Raw genomic sequence first — 21,291 nt, 5'->3', positions numbered from 1 at the left:
CTAAGATTGGGCAATTACGCAAAATAATCTGGGTTCTGCCTACTCTGACCGCATCAGGGGAGAGCGGGGGGAGAATCTCGAACTGGCGATCGCCTGCTACCAAGCCGCTTTACAAGTCTATACCCGCGAAGCCTTTCCCGAAAAATGGGCAAGGACGCAACATAATCTGGGTATTGCCTACCGTAACCGCATCAGGGGAGAGCGGGGGGAGAATCTCGAACTGGCGATCGCCTGCTTCCAAGCCGCTTTACAAGAATATACCCCTGAAGCCTTGCCCCTAAAATGCCTCCAAACCGGACGCAACCTCGGTAACTTAGGATTTGAGCAAGAAGACTGGGAAAACGCCATCTTCGGCTACGATCGCGCCATTCGTGCTGTAGAACAAAGCCGCAACTGGGCAACCTACCCCCAAACCAAACGCCAACTCCTCGAAGATGCCCTGCCCATCTACGGTAAAATGGTGCAAGCCTGTGTCACCTTAGAACGCTACGAACAGGCACTTCTCACCGTCGAGCGCAGTAAATCCCGTACCCTGAGCGAAATCCTCAGCCAAGCCGACCTCATCCCCAAAAACGCCACTCCCGCGCAACAACAACGCTACCGTCAACTGAACCGAGAAATTGCCGCTCTGCAACAGTCCTTCCAAGGAGACACAGCCCTCGGGGACAGTCCCAGCAACGGAGAAGGACGACAGGGACAGACCCCCACCACCGCACCCCCCCAACAAACCCCACTACAAAGCCTCCTGCAACAACGGGAGACACTCCTCGCAGAAATCGACGACCCCGACTTTCAGGCGATCGCGATTACCTCGCCCCAACTCCCCGACTTCAGCCAACTTCTCACCCCTACAACCGCCGCGATCGAATGGTATCTCCCCCAAGACACCAACTTAGGGGCTTATGCCTTCATCATCACCCTCCGCGACAACCGCCCTCACATCCAACTGCACCGCTATACCCTCCAACAACGCCAAAACCTCGACAATTTCAACGAAACCTACTTCTCCGACTATCGCCAACCCAGTTGGTACGATCGCCTCTCCTCCCGCCTCGACGACCTCGCCCAATGCCTCAACCTCACCCAACTCCTAACCCTAATTCCCTCAACCTGTAACGCCCTCATCCTCATCCCCCACCTATACCTGCACCTGTTCCCCTTACAAGCCTTATCAGTCACCAGTGAAGAGGAAATAAAGATATTACAGAAATGCTTTGCGGAGGGAGTGCGCTATGCTCCCAGTTGCCAAATCCTCGCACATTTGCAAAACCGCCGTCAACGCGCCACCGCTTCCCAATTCTTCGCGATCCAAAACCCCACCCAAGACCTCCCTTACACAGAAGTCGAAGTGGAAACCATCCGCCAACCTTTTGACCCCAACAGCTACATCCTCAAAAACAAAGCCGCCAATAAAGCCGCCTTAAACAGTCCAGAAACCCTCGCACAACTGAGTCAGAGTCGTTTCATTCATTTTTCCTGTCACGGTGGCTTTGACAGCGAAAATCCCTTGAATTCTGCCCTCGTTTTAGCTGGGGATGCACCTCCCACAAAAGGCGATCGATCCACTCTAACACTGCGGGACGGTCGCCGCTTCGATACAGAACACCAAGGACTCACCCTGCGGGAAATCTACGCTAATCTAGAACTTCCTAGCTGTGTCCTCGTTATGCTTTCTGCTTGCGAAACCGGACTTCTCAGCAGTAAACTCACCGATGAGTATGTGGGGTTAGCCAGTGGCTTTTTTTACGCTGGGAGTGCTTCTGTGGTGAGTAGTTTCTGGTGCGTAGATGATTTTGCTACAGCATTTTTAGCCATTCGCTTCTATCGACAATTAGGAGAGAGTCCCTCTCCCTCCATTGTTGTTGCCCTCCAAACTGCCCAAAATTGGCTCGAAACCGTCTCAAAATCCGACTTTTTCCAATGGTTAAGTAATGATTTAAAACTCCCCCAAAACCAAATTGAAGAATACGAAGTTCGTTTTCATCGCCGCTATAAAACCGATCCTCCCTTTGCCCATCCAAAATATTGGGCAGGGTTTGGCGCAATAGGATTATAATTATCGTGTCGTCTTTCATGTCATTATGGAGATAAAGTAAAACAATGTTTAGTGAATCTCAACAAGTTATTCAAGACTTTTGGACTCTTCTCGAACGCGAAAAAGGCGATCGCGGTTCTTCTTTATTCGGCGAAGAGGAATGGCAATCTTTAGCCGAATTAGAACAAGAATTAGCAAAACTTGGCGATGTTTCTGATGGGGAAATCGCCAAAAAAATAATCGATTGGTGTGAAAAATATCCCGCCATTGAAACCAGTTTTAATAATGAAAATTGGCCAGAAGTTCGCATTAATATCGGCAAAAAAAACCAAGTGATTCCTCAAATACCTGAAGGCGAAAGACCCATAATAACTGATAACCAAGCCCTCATCATGGCAGGGTTGCAAAAGGAACTGGAAAAACGAAAAAAATGAAGGAAATAGTTACTCAAATTTATGCACCGAGTCTCTATTGGTTTAAGTATCAATATCATACAGGTTTAGTGGTTTCTGTAGATTCAACACCCTCCCCAGAATTATCATCAATTAACCCACAATGGATCGAAAAGCAATATCAAGCAATATTTGCCGCTTTTGCGATCGAGCAAGAGTTTTCTATTCGGGAAGATAGACCCTCACGCTGTTTCGATTTGCTCCAAAGTGACAACCAAGAAAATGCGAAAAACTACGAATATTTTACCACAAAAAATGGAAAATTAGATGGATTCATTTATCCTCAATCAATCCATGATAGTTATGCTCTCAATCTTAATATTCGCTGTCCTGAAAATCCCGGTAATGACCAATATTCAATTACCGATTTAGCTGATTTTAACCCCGAAAACTGCTTTAAAACTCCCTCAGAAACTCCCGACGGTTATCTAGGCCAAACTTTACTCCTAAGCGCCTATTTAGACCAACCTCGTCCCAAGAATAGCCGCGATTTAGACGATTTAGCAAAACAATGCTGGTGCAACTTTTTTGCCCTCGAAAATCCCGAAAAACTTCCGCCTTTATATCGCACTTCTAATCTTTTTGGCGGTTATATCTACGAATATGGCAACCCTAAAATTAATTCCAGTGAAAATCCTTACGGACATCTATTAATTTGGTTCTTTTTTGATGACAATCCCACCTTTATCCTTGAAAAGTGTTATTGGGAATTACCAGAACTATTTCTCTACTATCACAAAATTAGTAATACTTTTCAAGAGAGCCGTTTTGTTTACGATCGCGCCAATAAAATTGTTATCGAGAATGAAAGCAAATTAAATCATTTTCAGCAAAAACATCTCAATCAAGAAGCCCTCATTTCTCTCTCAGATGACGATCTACAAACCCTCAAAAATACCTTAAAAACCCTCTTAAAAAACTCCCTCAACTATTCCCAACAACTGCGAAATCTCGAATATGCTCGCAATACGATCGCCATTAACACCAAAAACTATCAATCAACCCTCGTAGAACTAGAACAACTCGCCCAAAATTCCCTCGATACTTTTCAATTTTTTGCCGACAAAGAAGCGATCGCCTTTCAAGAACAAATTGCCGCCGATTTGAACTACTTTAAACAAGGTTCGAGTTTACTGGATAAAGCGATCGCCACCATTCGCGGATTAGTAGAAATTGACCAAGCAGAACGCGATCGCGATCGCCTAGAAACAGAAAAAAAACTCAAAGATAATATTGAGGCGATCGGGGTAGGAATTGCAACCGGAGCAATTCTCGCTTCAAGTTCCGGAGTCATCACCCAACCCTGGTATCTCTTCGATCGCAAAATTGAACTGCCATTTTCTCTCCCTCATCCCTTCTTTATTGCTGTTTTTGGCAGTACCGCAGTTGCGATCGCCGCCTGGAAATGCACAAAATGGATACAGAAGCGACTTAACATGAATCCTAAAGAACAGAAGCGACTTAACATGAATCCTAAAGAACAGAAGCGGCTTAACATGAATCCTAAAGAATAGTCTCCCAGAACCAATCACCAACAAAGGAACGTTTAATCATGCTGTTATCGAAAGGTTGTGAAATCGAACTCTATACGGGTTCCCCTCAAGGGGATATTGTTGGTCTTTCCGACAAAATCACCAAAAATTTAAACGGTTTTGTGCGCGAACCCGATAATCGTAACGTGGAATACACCACGGCTCCCTATTGCTGTTACGATCGCCTACTCTGTGCCTTAGTGCGTCCGAGACAGCGTTTGAGAACCTATCTGCGATCGCTAGGAGATTACACCATCCTCCCAGGTAGCACCCTCTCCCTAGGAGATACCAGCCAATTTTATCGCTCCGATCCAGGCAATCCTTATCATACTTATATTGAAACGACCTACCACACCAAAGTCGTAACCGCCAGTATCCATCTTAATATCGGCATTTCCGACCCCGAAACCTTAATGCGTGCCTGTCGCCTCCTGCGGGTAGAAGCGCCCCTTTATTTGGCACTCAGCGCCTCTTCCCCCTTTTTAGATGGCAAAGTCACAGGCTACCATTCAACCCGATGGGGAATGTTCCCGAAAACTCCCGCCCAAGTACCTCTCTTCGTCAGTCACGACCACTATATTCGCTGGACCGAAGAACAATTGGCACTGGGAACCATGCAAAATGTACGGCATCTCTGGCTCTCCGTTCGTCCCAATGGCGATCGCCGTCCTTACGATCTCAACCGTCTCGAACTGCGAATTTGCGATCTGGTTATCGATCCAATTGCCTTATTATCCATTGTCGCCTTCCTCGAGGTGCGCTTATTGCAACTGCAAGCACAACTCGACCTCGATCCCCTCCTTCTCAGTTCTTTTACTGGGGAAGAACTCATGGATCTCGCTGATGCTAATGAAATGGCCGTAGCGCGTCACAGTTTAGACGCTCAATTACAGCACTGGCAAGACGGGAGAACTATTTCCGCACGAGATTGGATTGAAGAACTGTACGACGAAACCAGCCTTCTCGCCAAACAACACGGTTTAACTTGTTTTCTCTCTCCCCTTCCTAAAATTCTGCGGGAGGGTAATGAAGCACAACGATGGCTGACTCAATACGAACAAGGACTCTCTCCTCGGGAAATTCTCCTGCATAGCATTCAAGAGGCAGAACAACAAGAAGGCGAATTGGCGGATAAACTTTGTCAACTGATGGCAGCTTGAGCCTAATTGCCTCCTAAATTTTCTGCGATACCGCCAATCGATCGCTTGACACCAGGGCGATCGATTGTTGCAATTTACTTATACCTTCGATAAGAACAAACTGATGATTCAAGACTTGACTTTTTTCTCCCTCTATCGTTTATTTCTCGTTCCTGACTTTCCTGAATTAAATTAACAAGACTTTACAAATACTAATCAATCGTCCCTTGCCGTTGGCTCCGAAAAAAAGAGATAAATGAGCAATTACTCCTCGAGTCAGTATTTCTTGCTAGTAATTAATCTAACCCATGCCCCAGATCGTCCTCGTTCAACCCCAAATTCCTCCCAATACAGGGAATATCGCTAGAACCTGTGCGGCAACTGAAACCCCACTTCATTTGGTTGCCCCTCTCGGCTTTGAAATCAGCGATCGCCACCTCAAAAGAGCGGGTTTGGACTACTGGCCTTATGTCGATATCCATTACCACGCAGATATCGAACAGTTTGAGAAAGTTTGCTTTGAGGCAGGAGGTCGCACCCTTGGCCTTAGCGTTCGAGGCGATCGCAGTTACACAGATTTTTCTTTTCGCGAAGATGATTGGTTGTTATTTGGCAGCGAAACTTCAGGTTTATCGCCACAAATACTTGACAAATGTGATGCAACATTGTACATACCCATGACTCAAAAAGAAGTTCGGAGCCTCAATTTAGCCAATAGCGTCGCGATCGTCTTATTTGAAGCGCGGAGACAATTAGGCCATCTCTCCTCGGGGGATCAGACAGGGCGATCGGAATCAGATTGAGGGAAAATACTGATTATCTCTTTATAGTTTTAAAGCCCTCAGAAACAGAGTCAGGCTCAATTGCCTGTGAATATTAGCAATAAAGAAGTTTATTTTTTCTATTTCTCCCCTTAAGATCATTAAATATCTTAGTGGTTATGAAGTAAAACCAAAAGTAACGAGACTCGGCTGGAAGAGTAAAGACAAAATGACCAAAAATTTAGTCTTATATTATACAAAATCCAGAAAGTTTAATAAGAAATTTCTATATTTGCTCTTTTCGGGACTTGTCGATTTTTGCAAAGTTAGCGTAAAGTAATCATCAACTCCTTGCCATTCAGGACATAAACTACATACCAAGGTCTGACGATTCCTGAATCGTTCGATCCGGACAGTAGGCTTGAGATGAGGTAAGTTGTTTCAACGCTCCCATCTCAATCAAACCCAAAATAAATTTGACTTGTTTAGAAAAGCAGAGTAATCTTACCTAGGTCACTCAATTTACTAAACTTTCAGCGATCACTGTCGCGCTTTTGGGAAAAATGATGAGCAGGAGTTGCATTGTCAGCCGTGTTTAATCAGATGTCTCAATCGTAAAAGTTAATCGCTCATTACAACTAGGAGGTTGTTGTTGATTTCCTCTCACGCACAAAACCCTAAATCCATTCCTTCCGGTTCGGTGAATTCCTTGCAAAATTCTTCCCAACCCATTACTAAGGAATCCAACTCCCCCAAAAGCAATCCCAGCGAAGCCGCCCGCCGTGCTAGTGCTGCCGTTTTGGGAATTGCCGCTCTCTCAATGGGCGCAACGGCTGGTGTACTTTTACCCAGTCAGACCCGACAAGCAATCGCCACAGAAGCTGCGATCGCCAATGCTCCGATTCCTTTACAGTCTTTATCCGAAGCCAAATCTGATACTGCTCCCAAGGCGATCGCCCCAAAAGGGATTGAGCCTCTTTCCGAAACGAAAACGGAATGGAAAACGGAACAGACAACAACACAGACAACAACACCCGTGCCTTCTGTTGTTGCCTCTCCAATTATCGAGCATAAAGTTGAGCAGGGAGATACCCTTTGGGAAATTTCCAATGATTATGGGACTAACCCAGAAACTATTGCCGCTTCTAATGCCATTGAATCTGAAGAGGTCTTGGCTGTCGGACAAACTTTAAAAATTCCCGCCACCGCCATTAGTGGCGTGAGTGAAGAGAATTCCAAGGTTGATGCTCTCGAAGAAACGAGCAAAACACCCTTCATTTTCGATGCCAGCAATACAGAGGAGAACGAATCTTCGACTCGTAAAGATTTAAGCAAATCTCCTGCATCTACCGACACATTAAAAACGCTCCAAGCAGTCGCGCCTACCTCTAGGAAAAGTTCGGTGGTTGTTCCCCGAGAAGCGATCGCGACGACTAAGACTCAAGAAAATGGAGTAGTTGTGGGTGTTGAATCCGCAAACACTACCATTATACCGACGGTTAATCTTAATTCCTCTAAACAAGCAGAAAGCCAAGCTGTGAGCTTATCTGCGGTTACAGGAGCCGTTTATCGCGTTCGCGTCGGAGATACCCTCCAGACCATTGCTGATGGTCATGGCATCTTAGTCTCCGAGTTGATGCAAAGTAATGAAATTAGCGATCCTCGCTTGCTGCAAGTCGATCGCGAATTGAAAATCCCCCGCTCTCGGGAAGTCCGGGATCTAGTCAGTCAATCTCCCACTGCGGTTTACGCTACGGAGACTTCCGAACCGACTTTGATTGCTCAAACGACAACCCAAGCGCGAATCCAATCTCTTGATTCAGATGATGCTCGTTTGGAGCAACTCAAGAACGATATTATGCGGTTGCGGGAGGAATATCGTCAAAACCATAACGAAGTTATTGCTCCGTTACCTGCTCAAGCAAGGGTTCCGGCTCGTCCTGTAGCAGGGGTTCCTGGTGCGATCGAGGGGAATACTTTATCAAAACCCTCTCTGATGGTTCCTGTTGAAGATCGCCGTCAAAATCGCAATCAAAATCTTCCTGTTACCCCGTCAACAGAACGGTCTAACAGTTCTCAAACTCCTTTAGTTGCCACGGCTCCGGCTCCATCACAAGGTTATAATCGCCTCTTGGAAATGCCGGCGGGACAAACCGTAGAACCGCAAATTCCACCTTTAGAGGATCGCGATCGCTACCTACCCGATAGCCCTCAAGTCTTTAACGGCTATATGTGGCCGGCTCGCGGTACCCTAACTTCTGGCTACGGACCTCGTTGGGGACGGATGCACAAAGGGATTGACATTGCGGCTCCTACGGGAACTCCTATCTATGCAGCCGGATCTGGTGAAGTTGTCTCAGCCGGTTGGAATTCTGGCGGTTATGGCAATTTAGTGGATATTCGTCACCCCGATGGCAGTTTGACCCGCTATGCTCATAACAGCAAAATTATCGTTCGTCAAGGCGAACGGGTGGAGCAAGGTCAACAAATTTCTCTGATGGGTAGCACAGGCTTCAGCACGGGACCTCACCTGCACTTTGAGGTTCACCCTTCTGGAAGCGGTGCAGCGAATCCAATGGCGTTTTTACCCAAAAATCGCTAAATTGATTCCTTTGAATCTAGAATTTTAATCTAAAAAACGAGTAAGAAAAACTTACTCGTTTTTTTTATGGGTAGCCAAATTCATAAAAATTGTGTTATCCTAGTCAAGGCAAAAAAGAAAGAAAGGCTCGGTAGCTCAGTTGGTTAGAGCAGGGGACTCATAAGCCCAAGGTCGGCAGTTCAAATCTGCCTCGAGCCATTGAAATGTATTGTTCGCTTACTGTTAATTCGCGATCGGTAAATTCTAATAATTCAGTTGCCCGTTCTGCTAATTCTTCGGACATTTGACTATAGGTAATTGTCCACAATGCCTCATCTTCCATTTTGTCTAAGGCAGCGAGATCGGCTTGGAATTCTTCAGGAACATCCGTCCAAATGGGAGGACTACCCACTTCCAAAACTCTCAGCATAATGTCTTCTAGGGGGCGTTTAGTTGCCCGAGCCGTATCAACGAGGCGGCGATAAACGGTATCGGGAACTTGTAAGGTTAGGGTTTGAGTCATCTTGCGATCGCACTTAGTTATCGTTTAATTGTCCATCCCAAAATACAACTGCTTCGTAAACATTAAAAACGCATTCACTACCATCACCAAGAATAGCACGCCCTCTTCTTTTCCATTTCAGATTTAGCCGATCGATCAAGTCTGGTGGAAATGAAAGCCAACCGTTAAAGCCTGTATCGACGATCGCATCTTGTTTGTAAATTTTTCCATCAGAGCCACATATCGAAAGCGAGATAATCGCCTCAAAATCTGCGTTAACAATTCCTGATATCATACAGTTCTCTTTATTCGTCCACCAAATCGTCGAACGTGGCGAGAACCAACTCGCACAATCCAGATTTGAGCATCTGGATGACGGGCTTCGAGCTTAGTGCAAGCAGCTATTTCACGCGCATCAATTTCAAAATCTCCAGTTTCGAGGTCGATCGCCACAATCTTCCCGCGATCGCCTGCTTCGACTTGTGGACGTATTTGCGTTTGGTAAATTAGATCGCCACGTTGGGCGAATTCTTCTTTGCTATAGCGGGGTTGACGGACTACCATAATTTGGATTTTCCTCTATCGTTGCCTTATTTATCATTATAACTAACCAGAATCTGCTCCAAGTCGTGATTTTTAGGCGATCGCCTTAGTCCAAGAAGGGCAACCAAAAGCAGTGCTGTTAAGTTTAGCAATGTTTCAAAAATTCACTAGGAAAATGGCGATCGCGTTTAGGGACGAGAGGATGTTTATTCTGTATCATTGTTAATTAATTCTGGCGAAACAGGATGCCAAAGTTTAATGCGATCGTCAAATCCACCACTGGCTAATATTGCACCATCCGGACTAAAAGCTAAGGCTTCAATCCAGTCTGGATGTCCCGTAAAAGCGTTAATGAGTTCCCCTGTTTCTAGATTCCAAAGTCGAATCCCATCTCGACTTCCACTGGCAAAGAAAGTACCACTGGGATGCACTGCGATCGCATTAATATTCCCTGTATGTCCTACTAAGGTATTTAATAACTGACCTGTTGCCGATCGCCAAAGTTTGATTGTGCGATCGTGACTCCCAGAAATCAGAATTTCTCCATCGGGAGTAAAGGCTAAAGCATCAATGGTTTCAGTATGAGCATCAATTGTAGTGGAAACTTCTCCTGTTCTTAAATTCCATAATTTAATCGTTCCATCCTGTCCGCCACTGGCTAAAATATAACCGTTAGGATGAATTGCTAAAGCATTAATTAATTCAAAACGTACTAGGTTATAAAGCGGTTTCATGGTGCGTAAATCCCAAACGCGAATCCCATCCAAACCGCCGCTAATTAAGACTTGACTATCCGGGGTAATAGCAAGGGAAAGAACATTATTTTGATGTCCTAAAATCCAGCGTTTGTTTGTTTTTCGATTACGGTTTTGCCATTCCCATAAGGAAACTCCTGCAACATCGCTACTACTGATGATAAGCTCTCCTTCGGCGGCGATCGCGATCGCGGTAACTCTTCCATTTTGACTGCGGTTGCGCCTTATTCTCCGTCCAGAATCAACATTCCAAACATAAATACTGCCATCATTTTCACTTCCTCCACTGGCTAAAGTTTGACCATCGGGACTAAATGCTAAAGACATAATCGGAGCATTATGCCCTTCTAAAATATGCAAGATATCCACATTAAGCCATTGTTTAATAATTGATTTGTCTGTAAGAGGAATTGTTTCTTCTTCTTGGTTAAACTCATAGATATCTTCAATCTCCGGCGCGATCGCATCATCAGCAAAAACAGGAATAATTGTAGAAAAAGAAGCAATCCATAAAACTGATAAAAATAGAAAAATTTTCATGACTAATTAAACTCAATAACAATATCAGGGTAAGATTAATCGCGGTTTTCCAACCAATTAGATAACTCCTCTAAGCTCGAAAAATCTAAGATGCACCCTTTCAGACTCCTTTTGTTTTCTTCTATATTAACTGATGCACCCTCTCGGAATTCAATTCTTGTACATTCCCTAAAACAATCTTAGCCCCTGCTTGTGCTAACTGCGTCTCATAGCTTTCTCTCGATTCTGGACTCGATTGAACATGAGGGGGTAAAATGCCAACACCTATCCATATTCTTTCTGGATATAATTCCCTTGCTTTCTCTACCGTGTACATATCTGCCACTGTATCCCCCGCATAAAATACAGGCAAATTTGCTGCCAAATTGTGCTTTATTTCTAACTGTTTCACAGTCTCAAAAAGACCCGTTGGATCGGGCTTTCCAGGTGCATCTTCCATCGCAATTAAAACCGGATTTTCTAACCCCAAACGCCTTCCTAAAACATATTCCGCAGACCCTCGGGTAGCACCGCTAAAAAAGCCCCATGCTATCCCATTTTTACTCAAAGTTTCTAAATATTTTGCTTGCAATAATAGCGGTTCTGTGGTAATGTAACCATTGAAATTTTCACCGTCTGCACCGCGATAGCGAGATTGGAAAAACTCAACGATCGCCGCATAATTCAATTCAATTTCAGCCCGCTTTTTGCCTTGGGACTCAAAATAACGATAAATTAACTCTTGGGAGCCCTCCCAATCATTATTCCAAATTCCCTCAGATTTGAGGCGATCGATGTCCTCTTGGCTGGGACGATAGCCCCCCTGGGTAAACTCTTCCACCGTATCTGCTAGGGCGCGACGATAAGAATTACCCACATCTCGCACTACACCATCGATATCAAAAACAATAATCATGTTTATGTTTATTTTAGTGCTATCCTAAATCTAAGATATAATAGTAAATTGTCGATTTATTTTTTAACTCGTCTGAGACGCAAATAGGAGGTGTCATTGGAAATAGAACCTAGATTTATCTTAAAGATCCTGTGGTTGGATGCAAATGTGGCGATCGCCGTCGATCAAATCGTCGGGAAAGGAACCAGTCCTTTAACCAAGTATTTTTTCTGGCCGCGCACGGATGCTTGGGAGGAACTTAAAACCGAATTAGAAGCCAAACATTGGATCGGTGAAACCGAGCGTATCGAACTTCTCAATAAAGCCACGGAAGTGATTAACTACTGGCAAGAAGAAGGCAAGCGTACTCCCATGAACAAAGCTCAAGATAAATTTCCAGAAGTTGTTTTTACAGGTAGTAATTAAAAATACCTTTGGGACAAATGTACGGGACGGAGAAATTTTCTCCGTCCCGCTTTGGTTTAGACTTAATTATCTTTAACCATGCCTCCCGCAGCTTGAAACAGCGATCGCGTCCGTTTCAAGGCTTGTTCCGCCTGAATTTTACCTTGCCGATCGCCCTCAGCAACTTTATTGAGAGCGGCGATCGCCTCTTCATAGTCAGCCTTTGCTTCTTCGAGATCGATACTATCTCCTCGTTGAGCGCCGTTGACCAGAATTGTCACCGTATTCTCTTCAACTTCTGCAAAGCCACCAAAGAGCGCGATCGTCTGCCAATCTTTCTCTGGACGTACCCGCATCACCCCAACATCTAGAGCCGTTAAAAGAGGAGCGTGACCGCTCAAAATCCCTAACTGTCCCGTGCTGCTCGGTAAAATAATCTCTTGACAGGTATCATCCCAAACCGTCTTATCGGGAGAAATAACCCGAAGATTTAATGTCATTGTTCTTTAATTCCTTAGTTCTTTCTGAAAACCAGTCATCGGTCATCAATTACCAGTTAGTGATAACTGATAACTGATAACCAAATCACGGAAATTAACCTTTTTTCATTTTTTCAGCCTTAGCCTTCGCTTCCTCAATATCACCGACCAAGTAAAATGCTTGTTCGGGGAGATCGTCCAACTCACCATTAAGAATCATCTGGAAACCCTTAACCGTGTCCTTCAAGGTTACATATTTCCCAGGAGAGCCAGTAAAGACCTCAGCCACAAAGAAAGGCTGAGACAAGAAACGTTCGATCTTGCGAGCGCGATCGACAGCGAGGCGATCGTCCTCAGAAAGTTCGTCTAAACCGAGAATAGCAATAATATCTTGCAATTCCTTATAGCGCTGCAAAGTCGCCTGTACCGCCCGAGCCGTATCGTAGTGTTCGTCACCAACAATATTCGGTTGTAGCATCGTAGAAGTTGAATCGAGGGGATCTACCGCCGGATAAATGCCCTTAGAAGCCAAACCTCGAGACAGTACCGTAGTTCCATCCAAGTGAGCAAAAGTTGTTGCTGGTGCGGGGTCGGTTAAATCATCCGCAGGCACGTAAACCGCTTGAATTGAAGTGATCGAACCTTCCTTCGTAGAGGTAATGCGCTCTTGCAAATCTCCCATATCGGTTCCCAACGTCGGCTGATATCCTACCGCAGACGGCATCCGTCCGAGGAGTGCCGAAACTTCCGCACCTGCTTGCACGAACCGGAAAATATTGTCAATAAAGAGCAATACATCTTGCTTGTTGACATCGCGAAAATATTCCGCCATCGTCAAAGCCGATAAACCTACCCGCATCCGAGCGCCGGGGGGTTCGTTCATTTGCCCGTAAACCAAGGCAATTTTGGACTCGTTGAGATTATCTGAGTCGATAACCTTGGATTCGATCATCTCATTGTAGAGATCGTTTCCTTCACGAGTTCGTTCTCCTACACCAGCAAACACGGAAACCCCCCCGTGGTTAATGGCAATATTGTTGATCAATTCCATCATAATGACGGTTTTGCCTACACCCGCACCGCCAAATAGACCGATTTTGCCGCCACGACGGTAAGGAGTCAGAAGGTCAATGACCTTAACCCCAGTTTCAAATACTGTTGGTTTGATTTCCAGTTCCGTGAGTTTAGGCGCAAAACGATGAATGGAAGAAGTCTCTGAGGCACCGACATCCCCTTTATTATCAACGGGTTCTCCCAAAACATTGAAGATGCGACCGAGGGTTACTTTGCCAACGGGGACAGTGATGGGAGCGTTCGTATCGACGACATCCATGCCTCGTACCAGTCCATCCGTTCCACTCATGGCAACAGCGCGGACTCGATTATCGCCAAGGAGTTGTTGGACTTCACAGGTCACGGCGACAGTATTACCGGCTGAGTTTGTGCCTTCAATTCTTAACGCCGTATAAATTTGCGGCATTTTTCCCCTTGGAAATTCAGCATCGATGACGGGACCGATGACTTGCACGATTTTTCCAATGTTGGTTTGTTCTGTTGTGGCTACCATGCTTAAATGCTATTTTGACAGTTCGTTATGCTTGACAATCCGGACACTTAGTGCTACCGATTTTTTGGCAACGGCATTAAGAGCAATAACCGATCGCGATCGCACTGGATTGCAGGAAAGTCTTAAGCTAATGTGAAATTTTCCATTCTACAGATTATCATTCCCTGACCCCCTCTCCCACTAAATTTATGATTTACGAAACATTTGGCATGAGGGAGTGGCGATCGCATTTCTGATATTTCCCCAAGGGATGCGATCGCAAAGTGTCTCGGAACGAGAATTGCCTCTCGAGCAAACAATGTTAAACTCAAAGAGAACCCATTCTATTGATAAAGATGACGGCTCACACTCAAACCGACACAGCGATCGCACGCACAGAAAGAGGACTGGCGATCGCAGGAACTCGCATTACGCTGTATGACATTATGGACTATGTAATAGCGCAATATCCTCCTAAATTTATTCAAGCATTATTTAACCTGACAAACGAACAGATTGATGCAGCATTATCCTACATTGAAAAACATCGTCCTGAAGTTGAAACCGAATATAAAACTATTCTCAAAGAAGCCGAAGAACTCAAACAATATTGGCAAGAAAGAAATCGAGAATTATTTGAACGCATTGCAGCGCAGCCTCCCAAACCCGGAACAGAAAAAGCACGTGCAAAACTGAAAGCAATTAGAGAAAAACGTGCATCTCAAGTATGAAATTTTTAATCGATCATAATTTAGAAGGACACGCAATTATCCTATTTGGGAGTCTAGGAAATCAAGGTTGGCTCGATCTGGTTTCTATTCGCTTTGTAAACTTTGCTGAAATTGGACTATCCGTTAAAAGTAGCGATCGCGTTGTTTGGCGATTTGCACAAGAAAAACGATCGCCCTTTTTGAATAGTTAGAGAAAGAGAAGCGATTCTCATTCTGAGACACTTCGTGAACGCATTTCTGATATTTTTCCAAGTGATGCGATCTCTCTTTTTGGATAGTTCGAGAAGGAGAAGCGATCGCCCTTTTTCATTAGATGATACAATGGAAGAATGCGATCGTATTCATTCATTGCTCGACCATGAAGGTTATTTCTTTATCAGCCCATTTCGATGGCCAATCTATTCAACTAGATGAACCTTATCCCTTTCAACCCAACACAAAACTGATTGTTACAATTCTCCCAGAACAATCTAGAGAACGCGAAGCATGGTTATCTTTGTCTGAAAATCAACTCAACAATGCCTATGCTGAAGACGATGATTATCCACTGAATGCTATTAAAACAGTGAATCCTGATTATGAAGGAAGCTGATGTTGTTCTCACTCCAATTCCTCAAGCTGACGGTACAATTAAGAACCGTCCAGTTGTCCTGCTTCGCGAATTACCACCTTATCAAGATTTCCTTGTCTGTGGAATTAGCACCCAACTCCATCAAGAAGTTGTAGATTTTGACGATATTATTTCTTCTTCCGATCCAGATTTTTCAACCAGTGGTTTACGAACTCAATCTTTAATTCGCTTAAGTTTTCTTGCTTTAGTTCCTCTCAATAAAATAATCGGTTCTATTGGAGCTATTTCATCAGAAAGACATCAACATCTGCTCAAAACTCTCAGCGATTATCTAGTAAGTTAGTGATATCAAATTAGATAGTAGGAGAAAGAAAAGCGATCTCTATTATCGAAAAAGAAAAAGGGTGCAAGCATTGCACCCCTACGGTAAAATAATAGGATTGGGCGGTTTTGTAGGGGTAGAAAATAAATGTTGGGTAGGGGCGTATTGCATACACCAATTTTCGATATGCACCCAAAATGTTCCAGATTCCACCCAAAAAAATTGGCAAACACGATCGCATTTCTGATATTTTTTCGGGTGGTGCGATCGCTCTTTTCAAATAGTAGGAGAAAGAAAAGCGATCGCAATTTTCAACAATGTGTAGATTCAACTGGGGCAACAATTTCTTCTTCAGTGACAGCAATTCCATTTTTCCACAGTTCATATTCACTGATGTCGATATTTTCATTCCAAACTAGACCATATCCTCCCGGTTCAACTCGAAAGTTTCTTAAAAATTGAGGATTTCTTAACAAGGAAAATAGAGGATTTTCCAACAATTTAGAAATATCGTATTTACGAATTCCTTGATTGGTGAATTTGACTAATAATGTGCGATCGTCGATCGCTTCAGCAGAAAAAATACGAGGAAATTTCATTGTTATACTCTCAATTATTTTAATGGTGGAAGTTTTACAAAATTTTGAGTGTTCCAAATATTCAACAAATCTTTCTGGTATAAATTTGCCCATTCTAAGACCATTTTTTCGGCTCGATTGGGTAAATCTCCTTCAATAATTTGTAGAGATTCAATACCAATTAAAGCATTATACTCACCATAAATTGCGTGAAAGTGAGGTGGAGGATGATCTCCAAAAAATATTTTTATGACTATTCCGTAAAATCGTGTAATTTCTGGCATAGCTCGATCTAAAGAATATGACCCTCGGATGTTGACTAAGATTATATCGCATTGCTGTTATTTTCCCAAGGAAGGCGATCGTCATTTTTAGATAGCAGCAGAAAGAGAAGCGATTTTCATTCTGAGACACTTCGTGAACGCATTGCTGTTATTGTTTCGAGTAGTGCGATCGCTCTTTTTAAATTGTAGGAGAAAGAGAAGCGATCGCGCTTTTTGGATAGTTCGAGAAGGAAGTGCGATCTCGTTTTTGGTAAAATAAGGGGAGCGATCGCCTCTCCGCACACAGTGTTAAACTCAAAGAGAATCAATTCTATCAATAAAGATGACATCTCCAATTCTCACAATCGGTACTCACTGGAGTTCTCCTAATCCCGTTCGCATTGTCAAGCAGACAAGAGCAGGGAAAGTTGTTGTGTAAATGTCAAAAACCGACCGAAAATCTAAGTTCGGGACAACACCAAGACAAAATGCCTCGCAGGTATTGATTTTGCAAGAAGCAAGGCGATCGCTCTAAATTAACGTCGCGGTGGTTTACAATAGAAACGATTTCTCTGGCGAAATGCGGTCGAACCGAGGACGCAAGCCGCTATTATTGAGATAATTACTGCGTTTATTCGCGCAATTTGCACTGCTCTCTCCTTTTCTCGATAGTTTTATCTGCAAACTCGATCGGAAAATATTAGGCTAATGAAACAGACCAATCAACCCTTGCATCTTGAATTTAATGCCGATCGCAGCTATATTGCGATTTTTTATGAGGATCGAGAAGTCGGTTTCTGTAGCCCGGAAATAGCTGCGAGAATTGTCGAGACTCTCAATGAAGACGAACAACTTCATGAAGATAACGAGACTCTCACCAAGGCATTACAAATGGCTTGTACGGATTTGCTCAAGCAAAGGGGGGGAAATCCGGCTAAAGTCACTAAGTTGATGGAGCGCTATCTGGAAAATGCCAAGCGTCCCGAACATGGCACCAGGGCCCTTGCTTTTCTCTTGCGCGATCGCCAAAGAGAACTTGATGTTAGTGACAAAGAGTTTGTTTTCTTCTGTAATTCTTATCGTTTGTCACCGCAAGAGTTACGAGATATTTATCGCGGTAAAGAGGTAACAGATGAGCAACTCAAGGTTCTCTCCCGCATTCTCGGCAAATCTACGAAGGAAATTATGGAAATTCGCGATGGCTTTAGCAATAAAGAAATGAATACTCTGGCTCGAATTTTAGGAACATCCGCGAAGGAATTAACGGAATTGTTGAAGTAGAAGAGGGAGCAAACTACCGATTCTCCAAGACTCTACAGTATTGTTTGGCAATAATTTCCGGTGTAAAATGGGCGTTGAGATAGTCTCTCCCGGAATTGCCTAAAGTGCGGCTAACTTCTGGATTATCGGCTAGATGGCGGATATAATGAGCCAATCCCTCTGCGTCTCCATTATCAAAGGCGGCACCGCATTGAGCTTCTTCTAGTAGCGATCGCAGGTAAGAATGAGATTCGCAAACTGCTGCCACAGGACGACCGGAAGCGAGAATTCCATACAATTTGCTTGGAGCAACTAATCCCTCTAAACCAGGGCTAATACTCACCAAAGAAAGATCGCAAGCCGTGAGAGAGTAAGGCAAAACGGATTTATCTTGATAAGGCAGAAAACGACAATTTTTGAGTCCCAATCTGGTAACGCGATCCTGACAAGCCTGCAATTGCGCTCCGTGACCGATAAAGAGGAACTGAATGGAATCTTCCTGAAGTAGTTCTGCTGCAGTTAAAATCGTATCGAGATCGTGACAGCGACCGAGATTGCCAGAATATTGTACGGTGAAGCGATCGGTAAGTTCAAACTGGTGGGCAAACCAGTTGTCTTGTTTGTTAATCGGCACGATCGCCTCGGGATCAGCCCAACTGGGAATAACACTCACTTTCTCTTCTACTTCTGGGCATTTCGCTACAACTCGTGCTTTCATGGAGGAACTTAGCACAATAATTCCCCGCGCGTTTTGCCAAATTTTGCGATTGAGCCAATCCCAAAAACGAACTAAACTATGTTTTTTAGGAACGACTTGCAAGGCAACTGCGACATCTGGATAGAGATCGTAGAGTAAACAAACATAACGAATACCAAAGCATTTATGTGCTAAGTATCCTAACACCGACAAATAAGGAGGTTCGCTGGTAAACAGAAAAAGATTCTGACTGTGGGAATTTTTAATCAGGTGCATGGCCACGCGAGTGCAGAATAATAACCCATTAATAGCTCGTCCGCGAATTCGTAGCGGCCAGAGCCTGGAGGTTCGCGATCGCCGCACGGCAACTTTTTCTAAGACTTCCCGTTTGGGGGCAAATTTCTTATCAAACGCATACCCCGGCTGTCCGGTAAAAATACTAATTTTCATCCCTAACTTGCTCAATTGTGAAGCAAGTTCAGCAATTAATTGTCCTGTCGCTGCGTAGTCGGGAGGATAAAATTGCGTAATAATAAGAACTTTACCGGGTTTAGATGCAAGTTTAGAATATTCGCATTTACTCTTAATCGATGTCGATGGTAGCACTAAGAGATTTGGTAGATGTTTGTCTAGTTGATTCCTCATTCTCAATTCATGCACGTAAAAAGTTAAAAATCACACAAAAATCAGATTGCACGTTACCCTAGATCGATTTCCGTATAATCTTATGAACTCATCCTTGATAACTGATCTCTCTTATAAATGGCAAGGGCAAGTCTACTTAGTACGTGCTTCATCTTTTTAGAGTTCTACTGAAGGTTATCGTAAAATTGTACCTATTCATTCCTAGAAAATACTGAATTAGCACCCATCGAGAGAGTAGCACAAAAATTCCCGCTTTGAGCCAACCAAAAATTCTCGGAGAGATGGCGATCGCTGCTCTCCGTATTTTTACTAAAATTGATCTGGGTGACTTTACTGTAACTTTATATTTTTTTTCTCTGGAAAAATTAAATTTGTTGGGAATGATAAGAAATCAATATCTCTAGACCCAGAAAATCGAGGATCTTTAAAGATCCTCGATTTTGCAGATTGAGTTCGAGATTCTCTGGTTTAGCAGAAATACCGAGAATCCCCTATCGAATCGAAGATTACGATAGGGGACGGCGCTTTTAAAGGGCGGAAAATGATAGATTCATTAACTTTTACCGCTTGGTTTGCTCAAATAAATCAAATAAGCGATCGGCCCAATATTTGACATCATATTTTGTCACCGTCGCGTACATTTTTTCCATGCGATCGCGTTGTTCCTCCACTGGCATATTTAAAGCAAACTCAATCGCCTTATCCATGCGCTGAGTTGAGTAGGGATTAGTCAAAACAGCTTGGGGTAATTCTACCGCAGCACCAACAAACTCAGAAAGAACCAGTACGCCATCTTTGCCCTCGTGGGAAATAATATACTCTTTAGCCACTAAATTCAAACCATCTCGCAATGGTGTTGTCCAGCAAATATCAGCAGCCTTATAAAAACCGATCAAGTGGTGAAAAGGAATGGGTTGAGTAAAGAGTAAAATGGGTGTCCAATCCAGTTTAGAAAAGCGTCCATTAATTTTTCCGGCTGCTTGTTCAATTTGATTTTGAGCAGTTTTGTAAATCCGCATTCCTGCCGCCGCCGAAACACAAGTCATGACAAATTTAACTTTACCATGCAGATCGGGGCGACGTTCTAAGAGACGTTCGTAGGCTTCCAACATTTCTTGATTACCTTTAACATAATCAACGCGACCCGCAGCAATAATTAATTTTCGTCCATTTAATTCTTGCCGAACCTGTTCGATATGTTGTTGAGTTTCTTCCAAATTTAAGATATTGAGAATATGTTGCGGATTCGTTCCCACTGGAAAAGCATCAATCCTAACCAGTTGATCTTTATAGCGAATCTTGCTAATGACTTCTGGTTCTGCTAACGCCATTCCTACGGAAGTCATCTGTTCGGGTACGTCACTTGTTTCGACGATTTCAATCCCTCGCAAACTGCGGGCAACATTGACAAAATTTTCCGAATAGCGAGGAATATGAAAGCCAACAATATCGCAACATAATAAACTCTCGATAATCTCTTCTCGCCAGGGCAAAATATTAAAAATATCGACGGAGGGAAAAGGAGTATGATGGAAAAATGCAATGCGAGCATTGGGTTTTTGCTGGCGGATGTAAGCCGGAGCAAGCCAAAGATTGTAATCGTGAATCCAAATTAAGGCATCGTCTTCGGCTTCTTCGCAAGCTGCTTCAGCAAACAACTTATTGATTTCTTGAAAATTTTTCCAGTCGGAACTTTCTGAAGTGAAATGATAAGGGAAAGAGTGGAGAATTGGCCAGAAGGCTTCTTTGGAAGTAATATGATAGAAGTGTTTGACTTGATTTGCACTTAAAGGAATGCGAAAAACACTATAATTTCCTTCACCTTCAATACTTACTTTCTTTTCAAATTTTGCTTTTTGTTTAGCATTGACTTGTTTCCAAGCAATCCAAGTTCCTCGGTTAGCGTTGGCAAAAAAACTTTTTAGGGTGGGAAGAATCCCATTGGGACTTTTTTTCGGTTGGTAACGAATTACGCCATTTTCAATGACTTCATCGTAAGGTTCTCTGTGGTAGAGGATGACTAAATCAGATTTCATGGCTTTTCTTTTGGGCGAATGTTATCTTTAACGTGCCTTTAATT

At 43.6% G+C, this 21,291-nt stretch carries 22 protein-coding genes, 1 tRNA gene and 1 pseudogene; 13 read left to right on the top strand and 11 right to left on the bottom strand.

What is annotated here, in order from left to right; genetic code table 11:
* Positions 1-13: 13 nt before the first annotated feature.
* The 7 genes from JUI58_RS25485 (at position 14) to JUI58_RS25455 (ending at position 8,719) form a co-directional block, all read left to right on the top strand.
* Entirely contained in the window at positions 14-2,056 is a 2,043-nt protein-coding gene (locus tag JUI58_RS25485; protein ID WP_348539976.1) for a CHAT domain-containing tetratricopeptide repeat protein, read from the top strand.
* 44 nt (positions 2,057-2,100) lie between these two features.
* Positions 2,101-2,469 carry a hypothetical protein gene (locus JUI58_RS25480; RefSeq protein ID WP_204106670.1) on the top strand — a complete coding sequence of 123 codons (369 nt, stop codon included), beginning with the start codon at positions 2,101-2,103 and terminating at the stop codon, positions 2,467-2,469.
* Complete coding sequence (locus JUI58_RS25475) at positions 2,466-4,001, top strand: hypothetical protein (RefSeq protein ID WP_204106669.1); 1,536 nt, start codon at positions 2,466-2,468, stop codon at positions 3,999-4,001. Before JUI58_RS25480 ends, JUI58_RS25475 begins: the two co-directional genes overlap by 4 nt.
* Positions 4,002-4,039: 38 nt before the next feature.
* On the top strand, positions 4,040-5,179 hold the full coding sequence (gene gshA / locus JUI58_RS25470) for a glutamate--cysteine ligase (RefSeq protein WP_204106668.1): 1,140 nt from the start codon (positions 4,040-4,042) through the stop codon (positions 5,177-5,179).
* Positions 5,180-5,466: 287 nt separating this feature from the next.
* Positions 5,467-5,961: a tRNA (cytidine(34)-2'-O)-methyltransferase gene (locus JUI58_RS25465; RefSeq protein WP_204106667.1), complete on the top strand. Its 495-nt coding sequence runs from the start codon at positions 5,467-5,469 to the stop codon at positions 5,959-5,961.
* 610 nt (positions 5,962-6,571) lie between these two features.
* Entirely contained in the window at positions 6,572-8,521 is a 1,950-nt protein-coding gene (locus JUI58_RS25460; protein WP_204106666.1) for a peptidoglycan DD-metalloendopeptidase family protein, read from the top strand.
* 124 nt (positions 8,522-8,645) lie between these two features.
* Positions 8,646-8,719, top strand: a tRNA-Met gene (locus JUI58_RS25455).
* Positions 8,720-9,054: 335 nt separating this feature from the next.
* On the opposite strand, the pseudogene JUI58_RS25450 reads toward JUI58_RS25455, so the two are convergent.
* The 4 genes and pseudogenes from JUI58_RS25450 to JUI58_RS25435 all read right to left on the bottom strand — a co-directional run.
* A pseudogene (locus JUI58_RS25450) lies at positions 9,055-9,297 on the bottom strand (clan AA aspartic protease); the annotation flags it as partial.
* Positions 9,294-9,566, bottom strand: a complete 273-nt coding sequence (locus JUI58_RS25445) for a hypothetical protein (RefSeq protein WP_204106664.1) — start codon at positions 9,564-9,566, stop codon at positions 9,294-9,296. The pseudogene JUI58_RS25450 and the gene JUI58_RS25445, both read right to left, overlap by 4 nt.
* A 185-nt stretch (positions 9,567-9,751) precedes the next feature.
* Positions 9,752-10,840 carry a WD40 repeat domain-containing protein gene (locus tag JUI58_RS25440; protein ID WP_204106663.1) on the bottom strand — a complete coding sequence of 363 codons (1,089 nt, stop codon included), beginning with the start codon at positions 10,838-10,840 and terminating at the stop codon, positions 9,752-9,754.
* A 121-nt stretch (positions 10,841-10,961) separates the two neighbouring features.
* Positions 10,962-11,735: a TIGR01548 family HAD-type hydrolase gene (locus JUI58_RS25435; RefSeq protein ID WP_204106662.1), complete on the bottom strand. Its 774-nt coding sequence runs from the start codon at positions 11,733-11,735 to the stop codon at positions 10,962-10,964.
* A 102-nt stretch (positions 11,736-11,837) separates the two neighbouring features.
* Here JUI58_RS25435 and JUI58_RS25430 point away from each other — a divergent pair, with 102 nt between their 5' ends.
* Positions 11,838-12,140 carry a 30S ribosomal protein PSRP-3 gene (locus JUI58_RS25430; RefSeq protein ID WP_204106671.1) on the top strand — a complete coding sequence of 101 codons (303 nt, stop codon included), beginning with the start codon at positions 11,838-11,840 and terminating at the stop codon, positions 12,138-12,140.
* 62 nt (positions 12,141-12,202) lie between these two features.
* On the opposite strand, the gene atpC is transcribed toward JUI58_RS25430, so the two are convergent.
* On the bottom strand, positions 12,203-12,619 hold the full coding sequence (atpC, locus tag JUI58_RS25425) for an ATP synthase F1 subunit epsilon (RefSeq protein ID WP_204106661.1): 417 nt from the start codon (positions 12,617-12,619) through the stop codon (positions 12,203-12,205).
* Positions 12,620-12,713: 94 nt separating this feature from the next.
* Positions 12,714-14,165, bottom strand: a complete 1,452-nt coding sequence (gene atpD, locus JUI58_RS25420) for a F0F1 ATP synthase subunit beta (protein ID WP_204106660.1) — start codon at positions 14,163-14,165, stop codon at positions 12,714-12,716.
* Between the two features lie 335 nt (positions 14,166-14,500).
* Here atpD and JUI58_RS25415 point away from each other — a divergent pair, with 335 nt between their 5' ends.
* The 4 genes from JUI58_RS25415 (at position 14,501) to JUI58_RS25400 (ending at position 15,789) form a co-directional block, all read left to right on the top strand.
* Positions 14,501-14,875 (top strand): DUF433 domain-containing protein, encoded by a 375-nt coding sequence (locus JUI58_RS25415; RefSeq protein ID WP_204106659.1) that lies wholly within the window; start codon positions 14,501-14,503, stop codon positions 14,873-14,875.
* Complete coding sequence (locus JUI58_RS25410) at positions 14,872-15,066, top strand: hypothetical protein (protein ID WP_204106658.1); 195 nt, start codon at positions 14,872-14,874, stop codon at positions 15,064-15,066. Before JUI58_RS25415 ends, JUI58_RS25410 begins: the two co-directional genes overlap by 4 nt.
* 167 nt (positions 15,067-15,233) lie before the next feature.
* On the top strand, positions 15,234-15,467 hold the full coding sequence (locus tag JUI58_RS25405; RefSeq protein WP_204106657.1) for a hypothetical protein: 234 nt from the start codon (positions 15,234-15,236) through the stop codon (positions 15,465-15,467).
* On the top strand, positions 15,454-15,789 hold the full coding sequence (locus tag JUI58_RS25400; RefSeq protein WP_204106656.1) for a type II toxin-antitoxin system PemK/MazF family toxin: 336 nt from the start codon (positions 15,454-15,456) through the stop codon (positions 15,787-15,789). Before JUI58_RS25405 ends, JUI58_RS25400 begins: the two co-directional genes overlap by 14 nt.
* Positions 15,790-16,079: 290 nt before the next feature.
* On the opposite strand, the gene JUI58_RS25395 is transcribed toward JUI58_RS25400, so the two are convergent.
* The 3 genes from JUI58_RS25395 to JUI58_RS25385 all read right to left on the bottom strand — a co-directional run bounded on the left by JUI58_RS25395 (position 16,080) and on the right by JUI58_RS25385 (position 16,959).
* Positions 16,080-16,367, bottom strand: a complete 288-nt coding sequence (locus tag JUI58_RS25395; protein WP_204106655.1) for a DUF2442 domain-containing protein — start codon at positions 16,365-16,367, stop codon at positions 16,080-16,082.
* 14 nt (positions 16,368-16,381) lie between these two features.
* Positions 16,382-16,630 carry a DUF4160 domain-containing protein gene (locus tag JUI58_RS25390; RefSeq protein ID WP_204106654.1) on the bottom strand — a complete coding sequence of 83 codons (249 nt, stop codon included), beginning with the start codon at positions 16,628-16,630 and terminating at the stop codon, positions 16,382-16,384.
* Positions 16,631-16,746: 116 nt separating this feature from the next.
* The gene (locus JUI58_RS25385) at positions 16,747-16,959 is read right to left on the bottom strand and encodes a hypothetical protein (RefSeq protein ID WP_204106653.1); all 213 of its coding nucleotides are present in this window, start codon (positions 16,957-16,959) and stop codon (positions 16,747-16,749) included.
* 358 nt (positions 16,960-17,317) lie between these two features.
* Between JUI58_RS25385 and JUI58_RS25380 the strand changes: the two genes are divergently transcribed.
* Entirely contained in the window at positions 17,318-17,890 is a 573-nt protein-coding gene (locus JUI58_RS25380) for a hypothetical protein (protein ID WP_204106652.1), read from the top strand.
* Between the two features lie 13 nt (positions 17,891-17,903).
* Here JUI58_RS25380 and JUI58_RS25375 read toward each other — a convergent pair whose 3' ends face one another.
* On the bottom strand, positions 17,904-19,172 hold the full coding sequence (locus JUI58_RS25375; RefSeq protein ID WP_348539975.1) for a glycosyltransferase family 4 protein: 1,269 nt from the start codon (positions 19,170-19,172) through the stop codon (positions 17,904-17,906).
* A 599-nt stretch (positions 19,173-19,771) separates the two neighbouring features.
* The gene (gene ggpS, locus JUI58_RS25370) at positions 19,772-21,247 is read right to left on the bottom strand and encodes a glucosylglycerol-phosphate synthase (RefSeq protein ID WP_204106650.1); all 1,476 of its coding nucleotides are present in this window, start codon (positions 21,245-21,247) and stop codon (positions 19,772-19,774) included.
* Positions 21,248-21,291: the final 44 nt, after the last annotated feature.

Origin of the sequence: Spirulina sp. CCY15215 (assembly GCF_016888125.1) — a bacterium.
Classification (GTDB): Bacteria; Cyanobacteriota; Cyanobacteriia; order Cyanobacteriales; family Spirulinaceae; genus CCY15215.
Note: the sequence above shows the minus strand (reverse complement) of the source record. Positions and strands in the feature narration are given on the sequence as shown.

Bases quoted from the DNA above. Each gene is read 5' to 3' on its own strand.
- JUI58_RS25475 (WP_204106669.1), top strand. From the start codon at position 2,466: ATGAAGGAAATAGTTACTCAAATTTATGCACCGAGTCTCTATTGGTTT.
- JUI58_RS25405 (WP_204106657.1), top strand. From the start codon at position 15,234: ATGAAGGTTATTTCTTTATCAGCCCATTTCGATGGCCAATCTATTCAA.
- atpD (WP_204106660.1), bottom strand. From the start codon at position 14,165: ATGGTAGCCACAACAGAACAAACCAACATTGGAAAAATCGTGCAAGTC.
- JUI58_RS25400 (WP_204106656.1), top strand. From the start codon at position 15,454: ATGAAGGAAGCTGATGTTGTTCTCACTCCAATTCCTCAAGCTGACGGT.
- JUI58_RS25410 (WP_204106658.1), top strand. From the start codon at position 14,872: ATGAAATTTTTAATCGATCATAATTTAGAAGGACACGCAATTATCCTA.
- JUI58_RS25395 (WP_204106655.1), bottom strand. From the start codon at position 16,367: ATGAAATTTCCTCGTATTTTTTCTGCTGAAGCGATCGACGATCGCACA.
- JUI58_RS25380 (WP_204106652.1), top strand. From the start codon at position 17,318: ATGAAACAGACCAATCAACCCTTGCATCTTGAATTTAATGCCGATCGC.
- JUI58_RS25385 (WP_204106653.1), bottom strand. From the start codon at position 16,959: ATGTCATCTTTATTGATAGAATTGATTCTCTTTGAGTTTAACACTGTG.
- JUI58_RS25415 (WP_204106659.1), top strand. From the start codon at position 14,501: ATGACGGCTCACACTCAAACCGACACAGCGATCGCACGCACAGAAAGA.
- atpC (WP_204106661.1), bottom strand. From the start codon at position 12,619: ATGACATTAAATCTTCGGGTTATTTCTCCCGATAAGACGGTTTGGGAT.
- JUI58_RS25440 (WP_204106663.1), bottom strand. From the start codon at position 10,840: ATGAAAATTTTTCTATTTTTATCAGTTTTATGGATTGCTTCTTTTTCT.
- JUI58_RS25435 (WP_204106662.1), bottom strand. From the start codon at position 11,735: ATGATTATTGTTTTTGATATCGATGGTGTAGTGCGAGATGTGGGTAAT.
- ggpS (WP_204106650.1), bottom strand. From the start codon at position 21,247: ATGAAATCTGATTTAGTCATCCTCTACCACAGAGAACCTTACGATGAA.
- JUI58_RS25480 (WP_204106670.1), top strand. From the start codon at position 2,101: ATGTTTAGTGAATCTCAACAAGTTATTCAAGACTTTTGGACTCTTCTC.
- JUI58_RS25465 (WP_204106667.1), top strand. From the start codon at position 5,467: ATGCCCCAGATCGTCCTCGTTCAACCCCAAATTCCTCCCAATACAGGG.
- JUI58_RS25445 (WP_204106664.1), bottom strand. From the start codon at position 9,566: ATGGTAGTCCGTCAACCCCGCTATAGCAAAGAAGAATTCGCCCAACGT.
- gshA (WP_204106668.1), top strand. From the start codon at position 4,040: ATGCTGTTATCGAAAGGTTGTGAAATCGAACTCTATACGGGTTCCCCT.
- JUI58_RS25390 (WP_204106654.1), bottom strand. From the start codon at position 16,630: ATGCCAGAAATTACACGATTTTACGGAATAGTCATAAAAATATTTTTT.